16 protein-coding genes are annotated in these 16,697 nt (G+C 34.5%); 10 read left to right on the forward strand and 6 right to left on the reverse strand.

The genetic code is table 11. From position 1 onward, the window contains the following. Window positions 1–181 precede the first annotated feature (181 nt). The 4 genes from LNQ34_RS20085 to recQ all read left to right on the forward strand — a co-directional run bounded on the left by LNQ34_RS20085 (window position 182) and on the right by recQ (window position 5,318). Window positions 182–1,585, forward strand: coding sequence for a type III PLP-dependent enzyme domain-containing protein (locus LNQ34_RS20085; protein ID WP_017498536.1), 1,404 nt, complete (start codon window positions 182–184; stop codon window positions 1,583–1,585). Between the two features lie 107 nt (window positions 1,586–1,692). Beyond that, window positions 1,693–2,661 carry a deoxyhypusine synthase family protein gene (locus LNQ34_RS20090; RefSeq protein ID WP_017498535.1) on the forward strand — a complete coding sequence of 323 codons (969 nt, stop codon included), beginning with the start codon at window positions 1,693–1,695 and terminating at the stop codon, window positions 2,659–2,661. Between the two features lie 7 nt (window positions 2,662–2,668). Then, entirely contained in the window at window positions 2,669–3,073 is a 405-nt protein-coding gene (locus LNQ34_RS20095; RefSeq protein WP_017498534.1) for a hypothetical protein, read from the forward strand. Window positions 3,074–3,209: 136 nt separating this feature from the next. After that, window positions 3,210–5,318, forward strand: coding sequence for a DNA helicase RecQ (gene recQ, locus LNQ34_RS20100; RefSeq protein ID WP_230001002.1), 2,109 nt, complete (start codon window positions 3,210–3,212; stop codon window positions 5,316–5,318). A gap of 348 nt (window positions 5,319–5,666) precedes the next feature. Here the strand turns inward: recQ and LNQ34_RS20105 are convergent, their stop codons facing one another. The 4 genes from LNQ34_RS20105 to LNQ34_RS20120 form a co-directional block, all read right to left on the reverse strand. Continuing rightward, window positions 5,667–6,182, reverse strand: coding sequence for a DinB family protein (locus LNQ34_RS20105; protein WP_230001003.1), 516 nt, complete (start codon window positions 6,180–6,182; stop codon window positions 5,667–5,669). A 12-nt stretch (window positions 6,183–6,194) separates the two neighbouring features. Then, window positions 6,195–8,780 carry a phosphoenolpyruvate carboxylase gene (locus tag LNQ34_RS20110; protein WP_230001004.1) on the reverse strand — a complete coding sequence of 862 codons (2,586 nt, stop codon included), beginning with the start codon at window positions 8,778–8,780 and terminating at the stop codon, window positions 6,195–6,197. Between the two features lie 90 nt (window positions 8,781–8,870). Next, window positions 8,871–9,350 carry an Lrp/AsnC family transcriptional regulator gene (locus LNQ34_RS20115; RefSeq protein ID WP_008468989.1) on the reverse strand — a complete coding sequence of 160 codons (480 nt, stop codon included), beginning with the start codon at window positions 9,348–9,350 and terminating at the stop codon, window positions 8,871–8,873. 77 nt (window positions 9,351–9,427) lie between these two features. Continuing rightward, complete coding sequence (locus tag LNQ34_RS20120; RefSeq protein ID WP_202703029.1) at window positions 9,428–10,582, reverse strand: M14 family metallopeptidase; 1,155 nt, start codon at window positions 10,580–10,582, stop codon at window positions 9,428–9,430. Window positions 10,583–10,894: 312 nt separating this feature from the next. Here LNQ34_RS20120 and LNQ34_RS20125 point away from each other — a divergent pair, with 312 nt between their 5' ends. After that, complete coding sequence (locus tag LNQ34_RS20125) at window positions 10,895–11,356, forward strand: helix-turn-helix transcriptional regulator (RefSeq protein WP_230001005.1); 462 nt, start codon at window positions 10,895–10,897, stop codon at window positions 11,354–11,356. An 85-nt stretch (window positions 11,357–11,441) separates the two neighbouring features. Here the strand turns inward: LNQ34_RS20125 and LNQ34_RS20130 are convergent, their stop codons facing one another. Next, on the reverse strand, window positions 11,442–11,993 hold the full coding sequence (locus LNQ34_RS20130) for a 1-acyl-sn-glycerol-3-phosphate acyltransferase (protein WP_230001006.1): 552 nt from the start codon (window positions 11,991–11,993) through the stop codon (window positions 11,442–11,444). A gap of 63 nt (window positions 11,994–12,056) precedes the next feature. Between LNQ34_RS20130 and LNQ34_RS20135 the strand changes: the two genes are divergently transcribed. The 5 genes from LNQ34_RS20135 (at window position 12,057) to LNQ34_RS20155 (ending at window position 15,131) form a co-directional block, all read left to right on the forward strand. Then, window positions 12,057–12,722 carry a spermidine synthase gene (locus tag LNQ34_RS20135; protein WP_230001007.1) on the forward strand — a complete coding sequence of 222 codons (666 nt, stop codon included), beginning with the start codon at window positions 12,057–12,059 and terminating at the stop codon, window positions 12,720–12,722. Window positions 12,723–12,726: 4 nt separating this feature from the next. After that, complete coding sequence (locus LNQ34_RS20140) at window positions 12,727–13,404, forward strand: peptidoglycan DD-metalloendopeptidase family protein (protein WP_202703025.1); 678 nt, start codon at window positions 12,727–12,729, stop codon at window positions 13,402–13,404. Between the two features lie 6 nt (window positions 13,405–13,410). Beyond that, on the forward strand, window positions 13,411–13,887 hold the full coding sequence (locus LNQ34_RS20145; protein ID WP_230001008.1) for a hypothetical protein: 477 nt from the start codon (window positions 13,411–13,413) through the stop codon (window positions 13,885–13,887). A gap of 11 nt (window positions 13,888–13,898) precedes the next feature. Continuing rightward, window positions 13,899–14,426, forward strand: a complete 528-nt coding sequence (locus LNQ34_RS20150) for a hypothetical protein (protein ID WP_202703023.1) — start codon at window positions 13,899–13,901, stop codon at window positions 14,424–14,426. A 225-nt stretch (window positions 14,427–14,651) separates the two neighbouring features. Continuing rightward, complete coding sequence (locus tag LNQ34_RS20155) at window positions 14,652–15,131, forward strand: nuclear transport factor 2 family protein (RefSeq protein WP_202703022.1); 480 nt, start codon at window positions 14,652–14,654, stop codon at window positions 15,129–15,131. A gap of 22 nt (window positions 15,132–15,153) precedes the next feature. Here the strand turns inward: LNQ34_RS20155 and LNQ34_RS20160 are convergent, their stop codons facing one another. Then, window positions 15,154–16,641 carry an aminotransferase class V-fold PLP-dependent enzyme gene (locus tag LNQ34_RS20160; protein ID WP_230001009.1) on the reverse strand — a complete coding sequence of 496 codons (1,488 nt, stop codon included), beginning with the start codon at window positions 16,639–16,641 and terminating at the stop codon, window positions 15,154–15,156. Window positions 16,642–16,697 lie beyond the last annotated feature (56 nt).

Consider the following 16,697-nt stretch of genomic DNA (forward strand, 5'->3'; position numbering starts at 1 on the left):
TTTACTAAGAATGTTGAACCGTTTTTATAATAGTAAAAGTCCATTTTGTTTTGATGTCTTTTTGTGCTCGAAAGCAGAACACGAAAAGCTGGAAATTATATTTGCTAATATTAGGGTTTGAATTTTAGATTGAATTTTCGTCATCTAAATTAAATATCACATCCTAAATATTAAAAAATAAATGAATACAAAATATTCTGACCTTATCAATCAAACTTACTATTTCCCTCAGGAAGAATTCAAATTAAACAAAGACAATCTACAATTTCACAACATCGATTTGATGAAATTGGTAGAGCAATACGGAACTCCTTTAAAGTTTACTTATCTACCTCAGATCTCAGAGAACATTAATAAGGCAAAAGCCTGGTTCAGAAAATCAATGGAGAAAAATAAGTACGATGCCAAGTACTACTACTGTTATTGCACAAAAAGCTCTCATTTTGAATACATTATGAATGAAGCTTTCAAGAATAACATTCATATTGAAACCTCTTCGGCTTTTGACGTAAATATTGTTGAGAATTTATTAGAAAATGGTAAAATCAACAAAAGTACTTATGTAATCTGTAATGGATTTAAAAGAGACGAATACATTAGTAATATTGCGAGATTGATCAATAACGGGCATAAAAACACAATTCCGATTATTGACAACTACGAAGAGTTAGATTTACTTCAGGCTGAAATCAAAGGAAAATTCAAAATTGGAATTCGTATTGCTGCCGAAGAAGAGCCTAAATTTGAGTTCTATACTTCAAGATTAGGAATTGGATACAAAAACATCGTTTCGTTCTATAAAAAACAAATTCAGGAGAATGACAAACTGGAGTTAAAAATGCTTCACTTTTTCATCAATACCGGAATAAACGATACCTCCTATTATTGGAATGAGTTGGTAAAATGTATCAAAGTATACATTGCCCTTAAAAAGGAATGCCCTACCCTAGACGGATTAAACATTGGAGGTGGTTTCCCGATTAAAAACTCTCTTGCATTCGAATACGATTATCAATATATGATTGATGAAATTATCAATCAGATTAAAATTGCATGTGACGAAGCCGAAGTAGATGTACCCAACATCTTTACAGAATTTGGATCATTTACGGTAGGTGAAAGCGGTGGCGCGATCTATCAGATTTTGTATCAAAAACAACAAAATGACAGAGAGAAATGGAACATGATTGATTCGTCATTCATTACCACTTTGCCGGATACTTGGGCAATAAACAAACGTTTTATCATGTTGGCGGTAAACCGCTGGAATGATACTTACGAGCGGGTTTTATTAGGTGGCCTGACTTGTGATAGTGACGATTATTACAACTCAGAGCAAAATATGAACGCTATTTATTTACCTAAATACAACAAAGAAAAGCCACTATACATTGGTTTCTTTAATACTGGTGCGTATCAGGAAACTATTGGAGGATATGGCGGTTTACACCACTGTCTGATTCCGCAGCCTAAACATATATTAATAGATCGCGATGAAAATGGCATTTTAGCTACAGAAGTTTTCTCTGAACAACAAACTTCTGACGATGTGTTAAAGATTTTAGGATATACAAAAAAGGTTTAAAAAAAAATACTGCTAAATAAATGTTAATAAATATAAAATTATTAATTTGCAGTATCAACTAAAAGGTTAAACTTTTAATTCAAAAAAAAATAAAAAAACAAGAACAAATGAAAGGACCAATCAGTCAGTTTATTGAAAAACATTATTTACACTTCAACTCTGCCGCTTTAGTAGATGCTGCAAAAGCATACGAACAACAATTGGCTAATGGAGCTAAAATGATGGTAAGTATGGCTGGCGCTATGAGTACAGCAGAAATTGGTAAAATTTTTGCCGAAATTATTAGACAAGATAAAGTACAAATTATTTCTTGTACTGGAGCCAATCTAGAAGAAGACATCATGAATTTAGTAGCACACTCTCACTACGAAAGAGTGCCAAACTATCGTGATTTAACACCGGAAGACGAATGGGCTTTATTGGAAAGAGGATTAAACCGTGTTACTGATACTTGTATTCCTGAGCATGAAGCATTCCGTCGTTTGCAAAAACACATCTACAAAATCTGGAAAGAGGCTGATGATAAAGGAGAACGTTATTTTCCACATGAATTCATGTATAAAATGCTTTTATCAGGCGTTTTAGAAGAATATTACGAAATTGATTTAAAAGACAGCTGGATGTATGCCGCTGCTGAGAAAAATTTACCTATCATAGTTCCGGGATGGGAAGACAGTACAATGGGAAATATCTTTGCTTCCTATGTAATTAAAGGTGATTTAAAAGCCTCTACCATGAAATCAGGAATTGAATACATGACTTTCCTTGCAGATTGGTATCCAAAAAACAGCGCTAACGGAATTGGATTCTTCCAAATTGGTGGTGGTATTGCAGGAGATTTCCCTATTTGCGTAGTGCCAATGTTGTACCAGGATATGGAAATGCACGATGTTCCTTTCTGGAGTTATTTCTGCCAAATCTCAGATTCAACAACCAGTTATGGTTCGTACTCGGGAGCAGTTCCGAACGAGAAAATTACATGGGGGAAACTTGACATCAAAACCCCTAAATTTATTATAGAGTCGGATGCTACAATTGTGGCTCCATTAATTTTTGCTTATTTATTAGATCTATAAGATATATATGAAAAGAGTTATAGTAGACTACGCTAAACTTACCAACGAAATTTTAAACCTTTTGGTAGAAAAATTTCCTGATGGTTATGATGATTCGGATGTAATCCGTTTTAGAAATGCTAAAAACGAATTAGTTGAAGCTGTTGAAGTTCGTACTGAAGACACTATTTATTTGGTAAAAATTAGTACTAAACTTGCTGACAGAATCGAAAATTATGATGAAGACGATGATATCGACGTAGACGTAGATACAATCGAACCTGTAAAAGGTCTTGATCTTGATGACGATATTGACGACGACGACGATGATGACAATCAGGACAAACCAGATGTTGACAATGGAGATGACGACGATGACGACGAAGACAAAGAAGATATTGCTGACGACGAAGATGATGAAGACGAAGATTAAGCAATCTTTTTCAAGATAATTTAAAGGAACTCTATTGGAGTTCCTTTTTTTTATGACTACATAAGTCCTCTGTTTAAAAAATAAGAAAAATACTATATATTTGCTTTTTTGCTTTTCTTCCTAATCAATCAACGCCATGACTTCAGAAATTCTACATGCCAAACTAAAGGAAAATTTCGGATTTGAAAAATTCAGACCCAATCAGGAAACAATAATTACTACGATACTTTCCGGTCAGGACACTTTAGCTATTATGCCAACCGGCGGAGGAAAGTCAATCTGTTTTCAGCTGCCCGCTTTAGTTTTACCCGGAATCACAATTGTGATTTCTCCACTAATTGCTTTGATGAAAGATCAGGTCGACAGTCTAAAAACAAATGGTATTAATGCCTGCTACATCAACAGCAGTCAATCCAGTCAGGAACAACAATTTTACATAGACAATTTAAAATCAAACACTTTCAAGCTTGTTTACATTGCGCCCGAGAGCTTGTCATATTTGGACGTAGCTTTCAACGAGTTGACAATCAGTTTAATTGCAATTGATGAAGCGCATTGTATTTCTTCCTGGGGACACGACTTTCGTCCGGCTTATACTAATTTAGGATATTTAAAGAGCCGCTTCCCTTCTACTCCGGTTCTCGCTTTAACCGCTACAGCCGATAAAGCAACCCGAACTGATATAATCAAACAGTTAAAACTTAGAAATCCAAAAACGTTCGTAGCCTCGTTCGACCGAAAAAATCTAAGCCTCGAAGTGCGCCCGGCTTTAGACCGCGTCAAACAAATTGTTGATTTTATTGAAAAGAAACCCAATGAATCCGGAATTGTTTATTGCTTAAGCAGAAAAACAACCGAAGAACTGGCGGATAAACTAAAGAAGAATGGAATTACTGCAAAGGCCTATCATGCCGGGCTTGACAATAAAATCCGAGCTAAAACTCAGGATGATTTTATAAATGACGATTGCCAGGTGGTTTGTGCCACGATTGCCTTTGGAATGGGAATCGATAAATCCAATGTTCGATGGGTTATACATTACAATTTACCCAAAAATATTGAAGGTTATTATCAGGAAATCGGTCGTGCGGGCCGGGATGGGTTACCTGCTGAAACCGTAATGTTCGAAAGTTACGCCGATGTAATACAATTACAAAAATTTGCCTCCGAAGGATTAAACTCCGATGTGCAATTGGCAAAATTAGAAAGAATGAAACAATACGCGGATGCTTTAAGCTGCCGTCGAAAAATTCTGCTTTCGTATTTCGGCGAACTGGTAAAAGAAAATTGTGGTAACTGTGACATCTGCAAAAATCCGCCCACCTTTTTTGATGGAACTATTTTAGCGCAAAAAGCGCTGTCTGCAATCGCCCGTTTAAAAGAATCTGAGCCGTTAGCTGTAATTGTTGATTTTTTAAGAGGCTCGAGAAATGCGTATATCTACGAAAAAAACTATCAAAGTCTAAAAACGTACGGAATTGGATCCGACATTTCCTGGTACGATTGGAATCAATACTTAATTCAGTTGATCAACTTAGGATATCTCGAAATTGCCTTTCATCAGCACAATAAAATTTTACTAACGTCTTTTGCGAAAAAAGTTTTGTTTGAAGGAGAAAAAGTAAAACTAAATACAGTCGTTAAAAAGGTAATTGATAAAAATGAAGTAAAAGAAGCCAATACAAAAACGGCCAAAAATTCTCTTTTCGAAACGCTACGAAAACTACGCTACGAAATTGCTCAGGAAGAAGAAGTTCCGGCTTACGTAATTTTCAGTGATGCTGCTCTGAGACAAATGGAAACCTTACGACCAATGAGTGATGAAGAATTCCTTGCTATCGATGGTGTCGGAAATGCAAAACTCGAAAGATATGGTTCTGAATTTATAAAGGCTATCATTCAATTTCAGAAAGCCAAAAAGACAAACACAAAAGTAAAAAAAGAAAGCAACACGTATAAGACTACTTTAGAACTTTTTAGAAATGGCGAAACTGTCACAGAAATTGCAGGAAAAAGAAACTTAGGCTATACCACAATTATATCACACTTAGCCAAACTATATCTTGACGGTGAGGAAATCGATTTAAGTTCGTTTGTAACAAATGAAGAAGTCAAACAATTGCACAAAGCTCAAATCGAACTGGAATATCCTTCTGCTCTAAAACCCTACTTTGATTATTTTGAGGAGAAAATGAGTTATGATAAAATTCGTTTAGGACTTGCAATTGTGGAACGAAACAAGTAAGACTTGCTTTTTTTTGTCATTTCGACTGAAGGGAGAAATCACATGCGGGATTCGACAAAGATTGAGATTCTAGGAGCGGAGTTTCTTGTGTGATTTCTCCCTTCGGTCGAAATGACAAATAGTGTAGAAATTCAGTTTGGACTCAGCACATGTGATTTCTTACTTCGCCGAGATGACATAAAAACAAAAATTCGTGAATTGCTTCGCCTGTTCGCTATCGCTTGGGTCGTGGCGACAAAAATTTATCACCTCTTTCATCACAAAGAGAAAAAAGTAGCTTAACTAAAAAATAAAAAAATCCTGCGAAATTTACTCCACAGGATTTTTTGTTTTATACTGGAAAGAATTTTACAAATATCGTTCTTCAAAAACTTTCTGATGGTGTTTTTGATGTCCAATTATTACGAATCCCAGAGCACGTACAGAAATCTGAAGATTAGAAGCTGTCCCAATTCTCTTAAGCTGCTCTTCTGACAAACTCTTAAAAAACAACAAATTAGAATGTCTTAAAGCAGAGAGTTCCGTTAATAAACTCTGAATACTTCTGCTATTTGAATCTGTACTAATCGCATAGTCATTCTCTTCAAAACTTGGTAAAGCCGTTTTATCATTTCGCGAGAATCGCAAAGCACGGTAAGCAAAAATTCTCTCACAATCCATAATGTGCTGAATAATATCCTTAATCGTCCATTTTCCTTCTGCGTAACGATAATCAAATTTATCCATCGGGATATTTTGCACAAATCTGATAAACTCATGCAATGAAATTTCTAATTCTTCAAATAAATTTACGTCTCCGGCTTCTTTGATGTAATTGGCAAATCCGCCAGAATATTCATTTTCTGTTAATAAAGCTGTGTTCATTTTTTATAATTTTTAAGCTGAGTTTCTACTCGCATTTGTATTTCCGAAAAGTGATCTTGTTACTATTTTTTCATACACTTTAACCAAGTCTTCATCTACCACACTCTCCTTATTTAATTCGTTAATTCTTAACAAAGCATATTGCTGTATTGTCAACAATGGCAATACAATACGCTCTCTTATCTGAATCGATGCTATACCATCAGGGTAATTTTCCATAAGCGTTTTATGCCCTGCAATTTTCAACAAAAGACGTTTGGTTTCTGAAAATTCATTGTAGATAATTTGCCAGAATTCACCAAATTCAGGGTCATTTTTCATATAAGCAGTTAGCGGTAAAAACGATTTCGCCAATGACATCATACTATTCTCTAACAATGTTTTGAAAAACAAGGAATCGTGATACAAATTTTGAACTTTGTCCCACTGTCCACTTTCTTCAAAATATTTCAAAGCTGAACCAACCCCAAAAAATCCCGGTACATTTTGCTTTAACTGACTCCAGGATCCCACAAAAGGAATCGCTCTCAAATCAGCGAAATCAAGTGATTCGGATTTACTTCTTTTAGACGGTCGGCTTCCGATATTGGTTTTTGAGTAATATTTTAGCGTACTCATTTTCTCCAGATACGGAATAAACTTTGGGTGATTCTTGAAACTCAGGTATTTTTCATATCCTAAATCAGCCAATTGTGTCAAAATTTCAGTTTCTTCAACACTCAGCTCATTCTTTTCTTTACTAAAAACCTGATTGGTCACTCCGGCACTTAATAAGTTCTCAATATTATAACGACAGGAATCTAAAGTTCCAAAATTGGAACTAATCGTTTGTCCCTGAATTGTAATTTGAATTTCGTTATTCTCGATTTTTGGTCCTAAAGAGGCATAAAATTTATGCGTTTTTCCACCACCACGAGCAGGAGGCCCACCGCGACCATCAAAAAATATTGCTTGTATACCGTATTTTCTTGAAATTTCTGTCAATGAAATTTTAGCCTGATAAATACTCCAGTTCGCCATTAAATACCCCCCATCTTTCGTTCCGTCAGAGAAACCTAACATAATGGTTTGTTTGTTTTCTCTCGCTTCAAGATGTTTTGAATATTCTGAATTAGTATACAATTGCTCCATAATCTGATGTGCATTTTGTAAATCATCAACAGATTCAAAAAGCGGAATAATATCTACCGTCGGATTCTCCCAATTGTTCAGACGAATCATCGCAAAAGTTTCCATAACATTCAAAGCGCTTTCGTTATTACTGATAATGTAACGATTGGCTCCAGATTCACCATTTGCCTGCTGTATGGTTTTAATGGCCTGAACAGATTCTAATGTTGATCTTGTAATTTCATTTTCAAAGTCAGCAGGATTCAAGTCCCCTTTTACTTTCGATAAAACCCCTAATTTCTCCTCTTCAGACAAATCAAAGTAATTTTTCGGAAATATCTCTGAACCCGAATTCAGATAAAAATCCACCACATCTTTAAATACAGCATTGTGAATTTTACTGTTCTGACGGATATCCAACGTAGCAAAGTGAAAACCAAATAGATTAATTTTTACTAAAAAAGCTTCCAGTTCATCTAAATAAAGGGATTGATGCTTCTCTATAATTATGGTTCTGATTTTGTTTAATTGCGATAATAATTCTTCCAGAGTGATATAAATCTCGCCTTTAGAATAAAAAACAGAACGGTAAAGTTTATGTTCAAGTTCAGAAACCAAAGTATCTACTCCTGAGAAAGTTAACTTTCTTTTTAAATTCCTCATTTCTATATAATAACACTTCAGAATTGAGGTACGCAAACGCTCGGCTACTTTTAAAGTAATATCGGTCGTAACGAAAGGATTTCCGTCGCGATCACCTCCCGGCCAGAAACCCAATTTTATCAATTGATTCTGAATAGAACTCCCCTGAAGGATATTTTTTTGCAAATAGTGAACAATTTCTCCTGAAGTAGCGTAGAACACATTTTCTAAATACCAGATCAAACTCACCGCTTCATCATAAGGATTTGGCTTTTCGTTCTGAATAAAAGGTGTTTTTCCAAGCTGCGCCAGCAATTGTTTGATTTTTAATAAATCATTTGAACGAATAGCATCTTTCAAATCATTTATAATACCTAAAACAGGCCCTGGGTAAAACTGCGTTGGATGCGCTGTTAAAACAGTTCTGACATTAAAGTTTTCTAAAAACTCAATCAACTCCTCATTCTTCTCCTTTGCATCTGATTTTTCTTTAATGTCACGCAACGAACCACGCCCTTCCATATTATTAACTTCCGGAAAAGCAGCATCTTCAATGGCATCAAACAATACAATCTGACGTTCGATATACTGAATAAATCGGAACATTAAATCGATTTTGTCTTTTTCTGAAGCATCATTCAGGAATTTATTAGAGAAGAAATTAACAATTTCTTTAGGAGTTTCCTGCTTTTTGAATCCTGTCTCACAAGTATCTGTAAACAAAGGAAGTAAAACTCCTGTATTATCAATTGAATCAAAAGGTAATGTTATAAATACACTATTGTAAATATGGTATTTTGAAAGAACGTCCTGATTGAAACGTTCGATTTTTGGTAACGTGTACATAATTTATGGGTAGTTGGTTGGTTAATTGGTCATAAAAAAACCCCAAGAATAAACTTGAGGTTATATTTAGATATAGCATTCAAGAAAATATTACATATTTTTAAAAATAGTATGCATCAAACGCTTCTTATCGTTTATACTTTCTTCTAATGAAATCATAGTTTCTGTTCTGTAAACACCGTCAATATCATCAATCATAAAGATAACTTCTTTCGCATGTTTAGTATCTTTTGCTCTAATTTTGCAAAAAATATTGAATTTTCCTGTCGTTACAGAAGCTACTGTTACGAATGGAATTTGATTGATTCGCTCTAATACAAATTTAGTTTGAGACGTATTATTAAGGAACACACCCACATAAGCAATAAATGAATACCCCAACTTATCATAGTCTAAGGCTAATGAAGATCCCATTATTATCCCTGCGTCCTCCATCTTTTTTACTCTAACATGCACTGTACCAGCAGATATCAATAGTTTTTTAGCAATGTCAGTAAACGGAACTCTCGTATTGTCTATTAACATATCTAAAATCTGGTGATCTACTTCATCTAAACGAAATTTACTCATAATTCTTTAATTAATATTACTAATTGCTATTACAAAGTATAAAAATATGTATAAAAAACAACAAATTCACAAAAAATCTAACTTTTTATCAACCCGTTAACAAATTTAACATTTTTATCTAAACAAAAATCTGCTTTTTGATTCAATTTCGGAAAACTACCAAAGTCATCAGAGTAACCAGCACCTTTTGCATCGTATTCATAATGTCCAAAATAATTTTCCAAATCGCCTACTTCAACTATGTAAGCATTGAAATGAATCTTATTTTCAATCAATTCCTCTTTGTATTGTGCGACAAAATTCGTAATAATTTCGATACCATCATAATTTATTTTGATATTTTTCCACATAAAATCATAAAAAACCACTTTATTTTGTGAAATATTCAAATAATCATTAATTCTATTATCAACTAAATCGTTTTCGCTAATCAATTGAAAACTCGAAACAAGTGAAAAGAATAAAAACTTTCGAGTGATTTCGCGCTCGTAATCATCAGGAAAATGACCTGCCTCAAACAAGATCGTCGGGACTCCCAAATGCTGAAATGTATCCCCTATACAATTGATATTAAATGAGTCATCAAAACGTCCGACCTGCCCGGGAATATATTGCTGTAAAACATCATTGATTCCGGCAATAACATTAATAGCCTTTAAACGATTCTCATTAACTTCTCTCTCTTCATTATAAGAAGGAGCCAAAAACGAAAGCGTTGCCGGTTTTCCGGTTTCACCAGCCCCAAAAATAGTACGCTGATCATGCAGGTTAAAACAGAAATGCGGTTTAAAAGCCTCAAATACCGATCTTAAAATATTGCTTTCTGGCTGCGTTAGATTTTGCGAATCACGATTTAAATCCACTTTATTAGCGTTCTCACGTGTATACAGTCTTGCTCCGTCAGGATTCAGCATTGGAATACTGTAAAAAGTAAAGTTTTTTAACATCTTCTGCGCAAACTCAGAACCGCTGTTTAACACATTTATAAAATCAAATAGCGCTTTTGTAGTCGTACTTTCATTTCCATGCATTTGAGACCAAAGATAAATACGTGTTGGACCGCTCCCAATTTGATAACTATAAACGGGTTCTCCTAAAACCGATTTACCAATAATCTTTACTTGATTGTTTGTATTTAATTGCTCTAATAAAGGCTGAATATGATCTAAAGTCAGATAACGTCCTTCTATGGTTTGTTCTTTATGCTGGTGAAATAATTCTTCTAAATTCATCGTGTTTTGATTAGTTTACAAAAGTAAACATCTTTATTTTTACAATTGTAAATGATTTGTAAACAAATTAATTTAGAATTGTAAACAGTTTTCTCTCTATTTCCAAACCCCCTCTCACTTCACCAATAAACATTAGTCGCAACTTTAATTCCATAAAATCAATTCTTTATTTTTCAATTAATTAACAGCAATCACTTAAAGCAATAAATATGCTATTTCAAGGCTTAATTAAAGATTTTTGACTCTTAAATTGTTTTGCGTACTGCTTTTGATTACATTTGTAAACAGCAAATTTCCAAACAGTAATTTACAATGGTAAACATCGACGATTTTGTAAAACGGCTTGAAATTATACTAGACTATTACGCCTTAAATGCTTCCTCTTTCGCAGATCGAATTGGAGTTCAGCGTTCCAGTATGTCTCACCTGCTTTCCGGCAGAAACAAACCCAGCTTAGATTTTGTACTCAAGATTTTGGAGGTTTTTCCTGAAATTGATTTATACTGGATTTTAAATGGTACGGGGAATTTTCCAAAAACAGAAGACAGTTCCGATCTAAAGAAAAATGAATCAGTGCCTGAATTTACAAAATCTCTTTCCTCTATTCCATTAGACAAAAATGCTGCTTCAGGAAATTCTTTATCAGAAAATATAAAAACGAAAAATGCATCCTCTGCAGAAATTAAAAACCAAAATTTAAATGCTGCAGAAAATGAAATTGAAAAGATAGTGGTATTTTATAAAAACGGAACTTTCAAGACTTACGTTCCTTAGTTTGAAATTTTTGAGTATTTGAAAATCTTTAAAATTATTTTTCATTTAAACCGATTCTCGCGCAATGGGATCTACAGCAAAAAAATCAGCTCCAAAATCCGTTTTCAGGAATTTTACCCAAAACTCCTTCATAGTGTTTTTTCAACACACTCAAATCACAATCATAATCCCCCGTTGGAAGAAATGGCTTTCCTAAATTAACCTCTTTTTTCCCCCAGTCAAAAGCGACAGGAATAATGGGCACATTTGCCTTAAGAGCAATATAATAGAAACCACTTTTTAATTCTTTAACACCTTTACGAGTTCCTTCGGGAGCTACAGCCAGGCGAAAAACCTCTTTACGGTCAAAAATTACAGCAATCGATTCCACTTTATTCAATCCGCCGGTACGATCTATTGGTTCTCCTCCCACATTTCTGAAATAATATCCAAACGGAAAGCGGAATAATTCTTTCTTTCCCACCCAATTCATCTCCAAGCCAGAAATTCCACGGGTAAAAATTCCTAAGTAAAAATCATGATTGCTTGTATGCGGCATCACCATCATCACACATTTTTTTACTTCAGCATTTTCGATTCCTACTATTTTCCAGCCCATTAGCTTAAAAAAAATGAATTTGTACAATCGCTTTTTCATTAATTACTTTTTTACTGCAAAATAAAAGATTTAAAGTGGTATTTTTGAGTAAAAGCATTTAAAATGATCCAAAAATTGTTCAGTTATATTGTTCCTATAAAAATATTCAAAAAAAAATCACAAAGAAGCAAAATCATCGAAGTTACCTGGGCCAACGGCGAACTGGTTCTTGATTCTGAAAATACAAATTACTCTTACGGAAGCCTGCAGCGCATCTTAAGATATGGTCTTCGAAATATTGGATACGATACTATTCTTAAAATGGATCATATTTTATTATTGGGAGTTGCCGGTGGAAGCGTAGTTAAAACTTTGGTGGACGAAATTCAGTATAAAGGTAAAATTACCGGAGTAGAAATTGATCCCGAAATGATTAAAATAGCCAACGAGTATTTCAACCTGAATGAAATCAAACAACTGGAGGTGGTAATTGATGACGCATTTGAGTATGTTTTAAAAACAAAAAATAAATATAATTTAATTATTATTGATATTTTTGAAGATATCAAAATGCCAAATTTTTTATTCGAACGTTTTTTTAGCGAACGTATCTGTTTATTGTTGCAAAATCACGGATTTGTTTTATTTAATACCATGATTTTAGATGAGGCGCATAATGTTCGAAACCGAAAATACATTTCTGAAATTGACCCCAAACTGTTTGCTTCAAAAATGCTCCCACGAGTTGAAGCTCACAATGAATTAATAATTATCGAAAAAGTAGTTTAAATTTATGAAACCTCTTGCCTCTATTTTAAAAGCCTTACCTCCCACTAAAATAATAGATTCCACCATTGATATTTCAAAATACATCCCTTTAGATTTATCCGTAACCAATCAGGAACTTGCTGATTTTAAACCTACCTGTACCCAAGAATTTGAGGATTTTATTTCAGACTACTTAGAAAAAAATGATGCCGAAGTAGCCTTTGGCGGTTATATTGAAGGAAGAACTCTTTATCAACGCAGTACCATTTTTAAAAATAATTCTATTCCGGAACGCAACATTCATATAGGATTAGACTTATGGACAAAAGCAGACACAACAGTTTTGGCACCACTCGATGGAAAAGTACACAGCTTTAAAAACAATATAGGTCTCGGCGATTATGGTCCGACCATTATTTTAGAGCATCGGGTAGAAAATGAGAAATTTTATACTTTATACGGACATTTATCGTTAGAAAGTATAGAAAACCTCAGTGTTGGGACATTTTTTAGTAAAGGTCAAAAGATTGGAACCTTGGGAAGTTCGTCTGTTAACGGGGACTATCCTCCACACGTACACTTTCAGATTATTCGAAACATCGAAAACTATTCCGGCGATTATCCGGGAGTATGTAATACCAACGATTTGAACTTTTACATTGAAAATTGCCCTGATCCCAACTTATTATTAAAAATTACTTAAATAGTTATGAAGAAAGCAGGATTGATTATATGTTTGTTGTTGTTGATGGGATGTAAATCGAAAACCATCCACAGAGATACTGAAGATTTAAAGATCAAAAAAGTCAATGCTGCCGAAATAAATTCCAATCAGCAGAAAAAAGCGTATGAATTAGGAAAAAGAGTACTGGAAACCTGCAATTCTTCAAAATTCAAACCTTTTAACGAGACTGAAGTCACTAAATCGGTAATGGAGAATACAACCGAAGAACGTCTGACCAAAACCTGTCAAAGGTTCAGACAATACTATGGAAGTTTCATCGATTTAAAACTGGACGGTGTTTACAGAACCAGGCAAGAGGTTATTTATCGCTATCATGCCCTGTACACCAAAAAAGTAGCCAATAAAGAATTGCGCATTTTTGTAAACGAAGATAATCTGATCTCAGCTATAAAATCAATGGATTGGGACGAAAAATTTGACTCCAAAATAACAGAACAATAAAGTAAAAACCTATGAATTTAAAACTGCCTCTTTTAATCGTATTGTTAATCTCCAGTTTCGTAAATGCACAGCAAACCATAAGTGTAAAAGGCTCTAAACCATTTCCGGCAACAACCAGTTATACTTTTATCTGTGAAAGATATGTATTTACGGGCGAAACAGAAGTTCAGATTGCAAAAACAGATAAAGGAGGGGTCTTAAAACTATCAATAGGAATTTCTAATGATAAAACTCAAATCTCAGGAGGCGTATACGTTGACCTTGTTAACGGAGATGTAATTGCTTGTGTGGACAAAAACATCAAAGAAACTCTTGACGGAAAAACTACCGCTTATTACTATTTCACCCCTGCTGAAATGGTAAAACTAAAAAAAACAGATATTAAAGCCATCCGATTTATCATTAAAGGGAACAATACGGCCGCTTTTGGTGATCAGACCGGTTACTTTACCGCTTTAAACAGAATGGCGTACTTTTCGACAGCATTCGATAAATCTAAAAAAACTTTTGACACTGCAGCCGCAATCAGCATTTTATAAGTTTTCATGCTAACTGTTTTAACACAGGGAAATATCACTTCTACATCCATAAAAAAGACATTTCATTTCACCTAAAAGCACATATTCTTCCCTACGAAGAAATACTTTCCTTTTTTTACACTCTTTTTTGGCCTGAAATTATGAGAACATTTTTTTACTAATTAAACTCAACAGGTTTATATTAGTATAATAATTTCTTATATTTATAATCTAAATACCACTTTCATGAATTCGAATGAAGTTTTAATTACAAAATTCTATACTGCTTTTGCCAATGCCGATGCTAAAACAATGAGCGAATGTTACCATCCAAAAATTCATTTTATCGATCCTGCCTTTGGTTTACTAAAAGAAGAGCAGGTTTCTAAAATGTGGGAAATGTTGATTTCGAAAAGTAAAGGCAACATTAAAATCGAATTTTCAGATATTAAAACCGATGATTCTTCGGGCAGTGCAAAATGGATTGCAACTTATAATTTTAGCAAAACCAACAGAACGGTAATCAATCGGATTTCCGCTGAATTTACTTTTCAGGATGGTCTGATTATTAAACATACAGACAGTTTCGATGTTTGGAAATGGTCGAAACAGGCTTTCGGTTTTACCGGATATTTAATGGGCTGGACAGGATTTTTTCAAGGCAAAATTCAGGAACAGGCACTCTTATCTCTAAAAAAATTTCAGGCAAACCAGACAGGTTCTTAAAACCTGTCTGCTTTATTTAGTTTTACGATTTGAACCATCCGGCCACTAAATCGTCTTCAAACGAACCGGCGTTCTTGTGAATAAATTCATTTGTATCTTTATTATAGGAATAATCCAAAGCCCACTCCTCGTGATTTTTCGCCAAATCTTTAATGCTTTCACAAACAAAAGCAATTTCTTTATCGGTAGTAGTCGGATGAATTGACATTCTGATCCATCCCGGTTTTTTAATTAAATCTCCAATCGTAATTTCATTCACTAGCTTATTGGATGTTTCCTGATCTACGTGCAATAGAAAATGCCCATACGTTCCCGCACAACTGCATCCTCCTCTGGTTTGAATTCCAAATCTGTCATTCAATAATTTCACTCCTAAATTGAAATGAAGATTTTCAATAAAAAACGAAACAACCCCTAAACGGTTCTTATGTTGGCCTGCCAGAATTTTAATGTTGGAAACAGTATCCAATTCATTAAAAACATACTCTACAATCTCATGTTCACGTTGCAGAATATTCTCGATTCCCATTTCTTCTTTCAGCTCAATTGCCAGCGCCGTTTTAATTACCTGAAGAAAACCCGGAGTACCACCATCTTCACGATCCTCAATGTTGTCGATATATTTATGTTCGCCCCATGGATTGGTCCAGCTTACTGTACCTCCTCCTGGACAATCGGGAATCATATTGTTGTATAGTTTTTTATTAAAAATTAAAACCCCTGAAGTTCCGGGACCTCCTAAAAATTTGTGTGGAGAAAAGAAAATTGCATCCAGGTATGCTTCCGGGTCTTCGGGATGCATATCGATTTCTACATAAGGTCCTGAACAGGCAAAATCAACAAAACAAACACCATTGTGCTTGTGCATCAATTTTGCAGCTTCGTGAAACGGTGTTTTTAAACCTGTAACATTCGAACAGGAGGTAATAGAAGCAATTTTAATAGTTCTTTCACTGTATTTCTCCAATAGTTGCTCTAAATTATCCAGACAAAAAAGTCCTTTTTCACAAGATGGAATAATTTCAACATCTGCAATGGTTTCCAGCCAGGAGGTCTGATTGGAATGGTGTTCCATATGAGAAATAAAAACAACAGGGCGCTTTTCAGCTGGAACAACAGTGCAATCTTTCAGGTTCTCCGGAATTTTTAAACCCAGAATTCGCTGAAATTTATTGACAACACCCGTCATTCCGGTTCCATCTGTGATCAAAACATCATCATTGCTCGCATTGGTATGACGCTTGATGATCGATCTGGCATGATGATAAGCTTTTGTCATGGCAGTACCTGACACAGTAGTTTCTGTATGTGTATTGGCTACAAAAGGCCCAAATTCGTTAAGAATTTTCTCTTCAATAGGTCGATATAACCTTCCGCTGGCAGTCCAATCGGTATAAATAATCTGCTTTTTGCCAAACGGAGAAGAAAACTCCTGATTAATTCCTACAATATTCTTTCTAAAATCCTGAAAATAGGTTTCTAAAGTGATGGTACTATTTTTGCTGTTCATTAGTGTGCCTGAATTTAATTGCAAATATATTGCTTTTTTATACAATTGCGAATTTA

This window comes from Flavobacterium lipolyticum, from assembly GCF_020905335.1.
Classification (GTDB): domain Bacteria; phylum Bacteroidota; class Bacteroidia; order Flavobacteriales; family Flavobacteriaceae; genus Flavobacterium; species Flavobacterium lipolyticum.

Bases quoted from the DNA above. Each gene is read 5' to 3' on its own strand.
- LNQ34_RS20085 (WP_017498536.1), top strand. From the start codon at position 182: ATGAATACAAAATATTCTGACCTTATCAATCAAACTTACTATTTCCCT.
- LNQ34_RS20090 (WP_017498535.1), top strand. From the start codon at position 1,693: ATGAAAGGACCAATCAGTCAGTTTATTGAAAAACATTATTTACACTTC.
- LNQ34_RS20095 (WP_017498534.1), top strand. From the start codon at position 2,669: ATGAAAAGAGTTATAGTAGACTACGCTAAACTTACCAACGAAATTTTA.
- recQ (WP_230001002.1), top strand. From the start codon at position 3,210: ATGACTTCAGAAATTCTACATGCCAAACTAAAGGAAAATTTCGGATTT.
- LNQ34_RS20105 (WP_230001003.1), bottom strand. From the start codon at position 6,182: ATGAACACAGCTTTATTAACAGAAAATGAATATTCTGGCGGATTTGCC.
- LNQ34_RS20110 (WP_230001004.1), bottom strand. From the start codon at position 8,780: ATGTACACGTTACCAAAAATCGAACGTTTCAATCAGGACGTTCTTTCA.
- LNQ34_RS20115 (WP_008468989.1), bottom strand. From the start codon at position 9,350: ATGAGTAAATTTCGTTTAGATGAAGTAGATCACCAGATTTTAGATATG.
- LNQ34_RS20120 (WP_202703029.1), bottom strand. From the start codon at position 10,582: ATGAATTTAGAAGAATTATTTCACCAGCATAAAGAACAAACCATAGAA.
- LNQ34_RS20125 (WP_230001005.1), top strand. From the start codon at position 10,895: ATGGTAAACATCGACGATTTTGTAAAACGGCTTGAAATTATACTAGAC.
- LNQ34_RS20130 (WP_230001006.1), bottom strand. From the start codon at position 11,993: ATGAAAAAGCGATTGTACAAATTCATTTTTTTTAAGCTAATGGGCTGG.
- LNQ34_RS20135 (WP_230001007.1), top strand. From the start codon at position 12,057: ATGATCCAAAAATTGTTCAGTTATATTGTTCCTATAAAAATATTCAAA.
- LNQ34_RS20140 (WP_202703025.1), top strand. From the start codon at position 12,727: ATGAAACCTCTTGCCTCTATTTTAAAAGCCTTACCTCCCACTAAAATA.
- LNQ34_RS20145 (WP_230001008.1), top strand. From the start codon at position 13,411: ATGAAGAAAGCAGGATTGATTATATGTTTGTTGTTGTTGATGGGATGT.
- LNQ34_RS20150 (WP_202703023.1), top strand. From the start codon at position 13,899: ATGAATTTAAAACTGCCTCTTTTAATCGTATTGTTAATCTCCAGTTTC.
- LNQ34_RS20155 (WP_202703022.1), top strand. From the start codon at position 14,652: ATGAATTCGAATGAAGTTTTAATTACAAAATTCTATACTGCTTTTGCC.
- LNQ34_RS20160 (WP_230001009.1), bottom strand. From the start codon at position 16,641: ATGAACAGCAAAAATAGTACCATCACTTTAGAAACCTATTTTCAGGAT.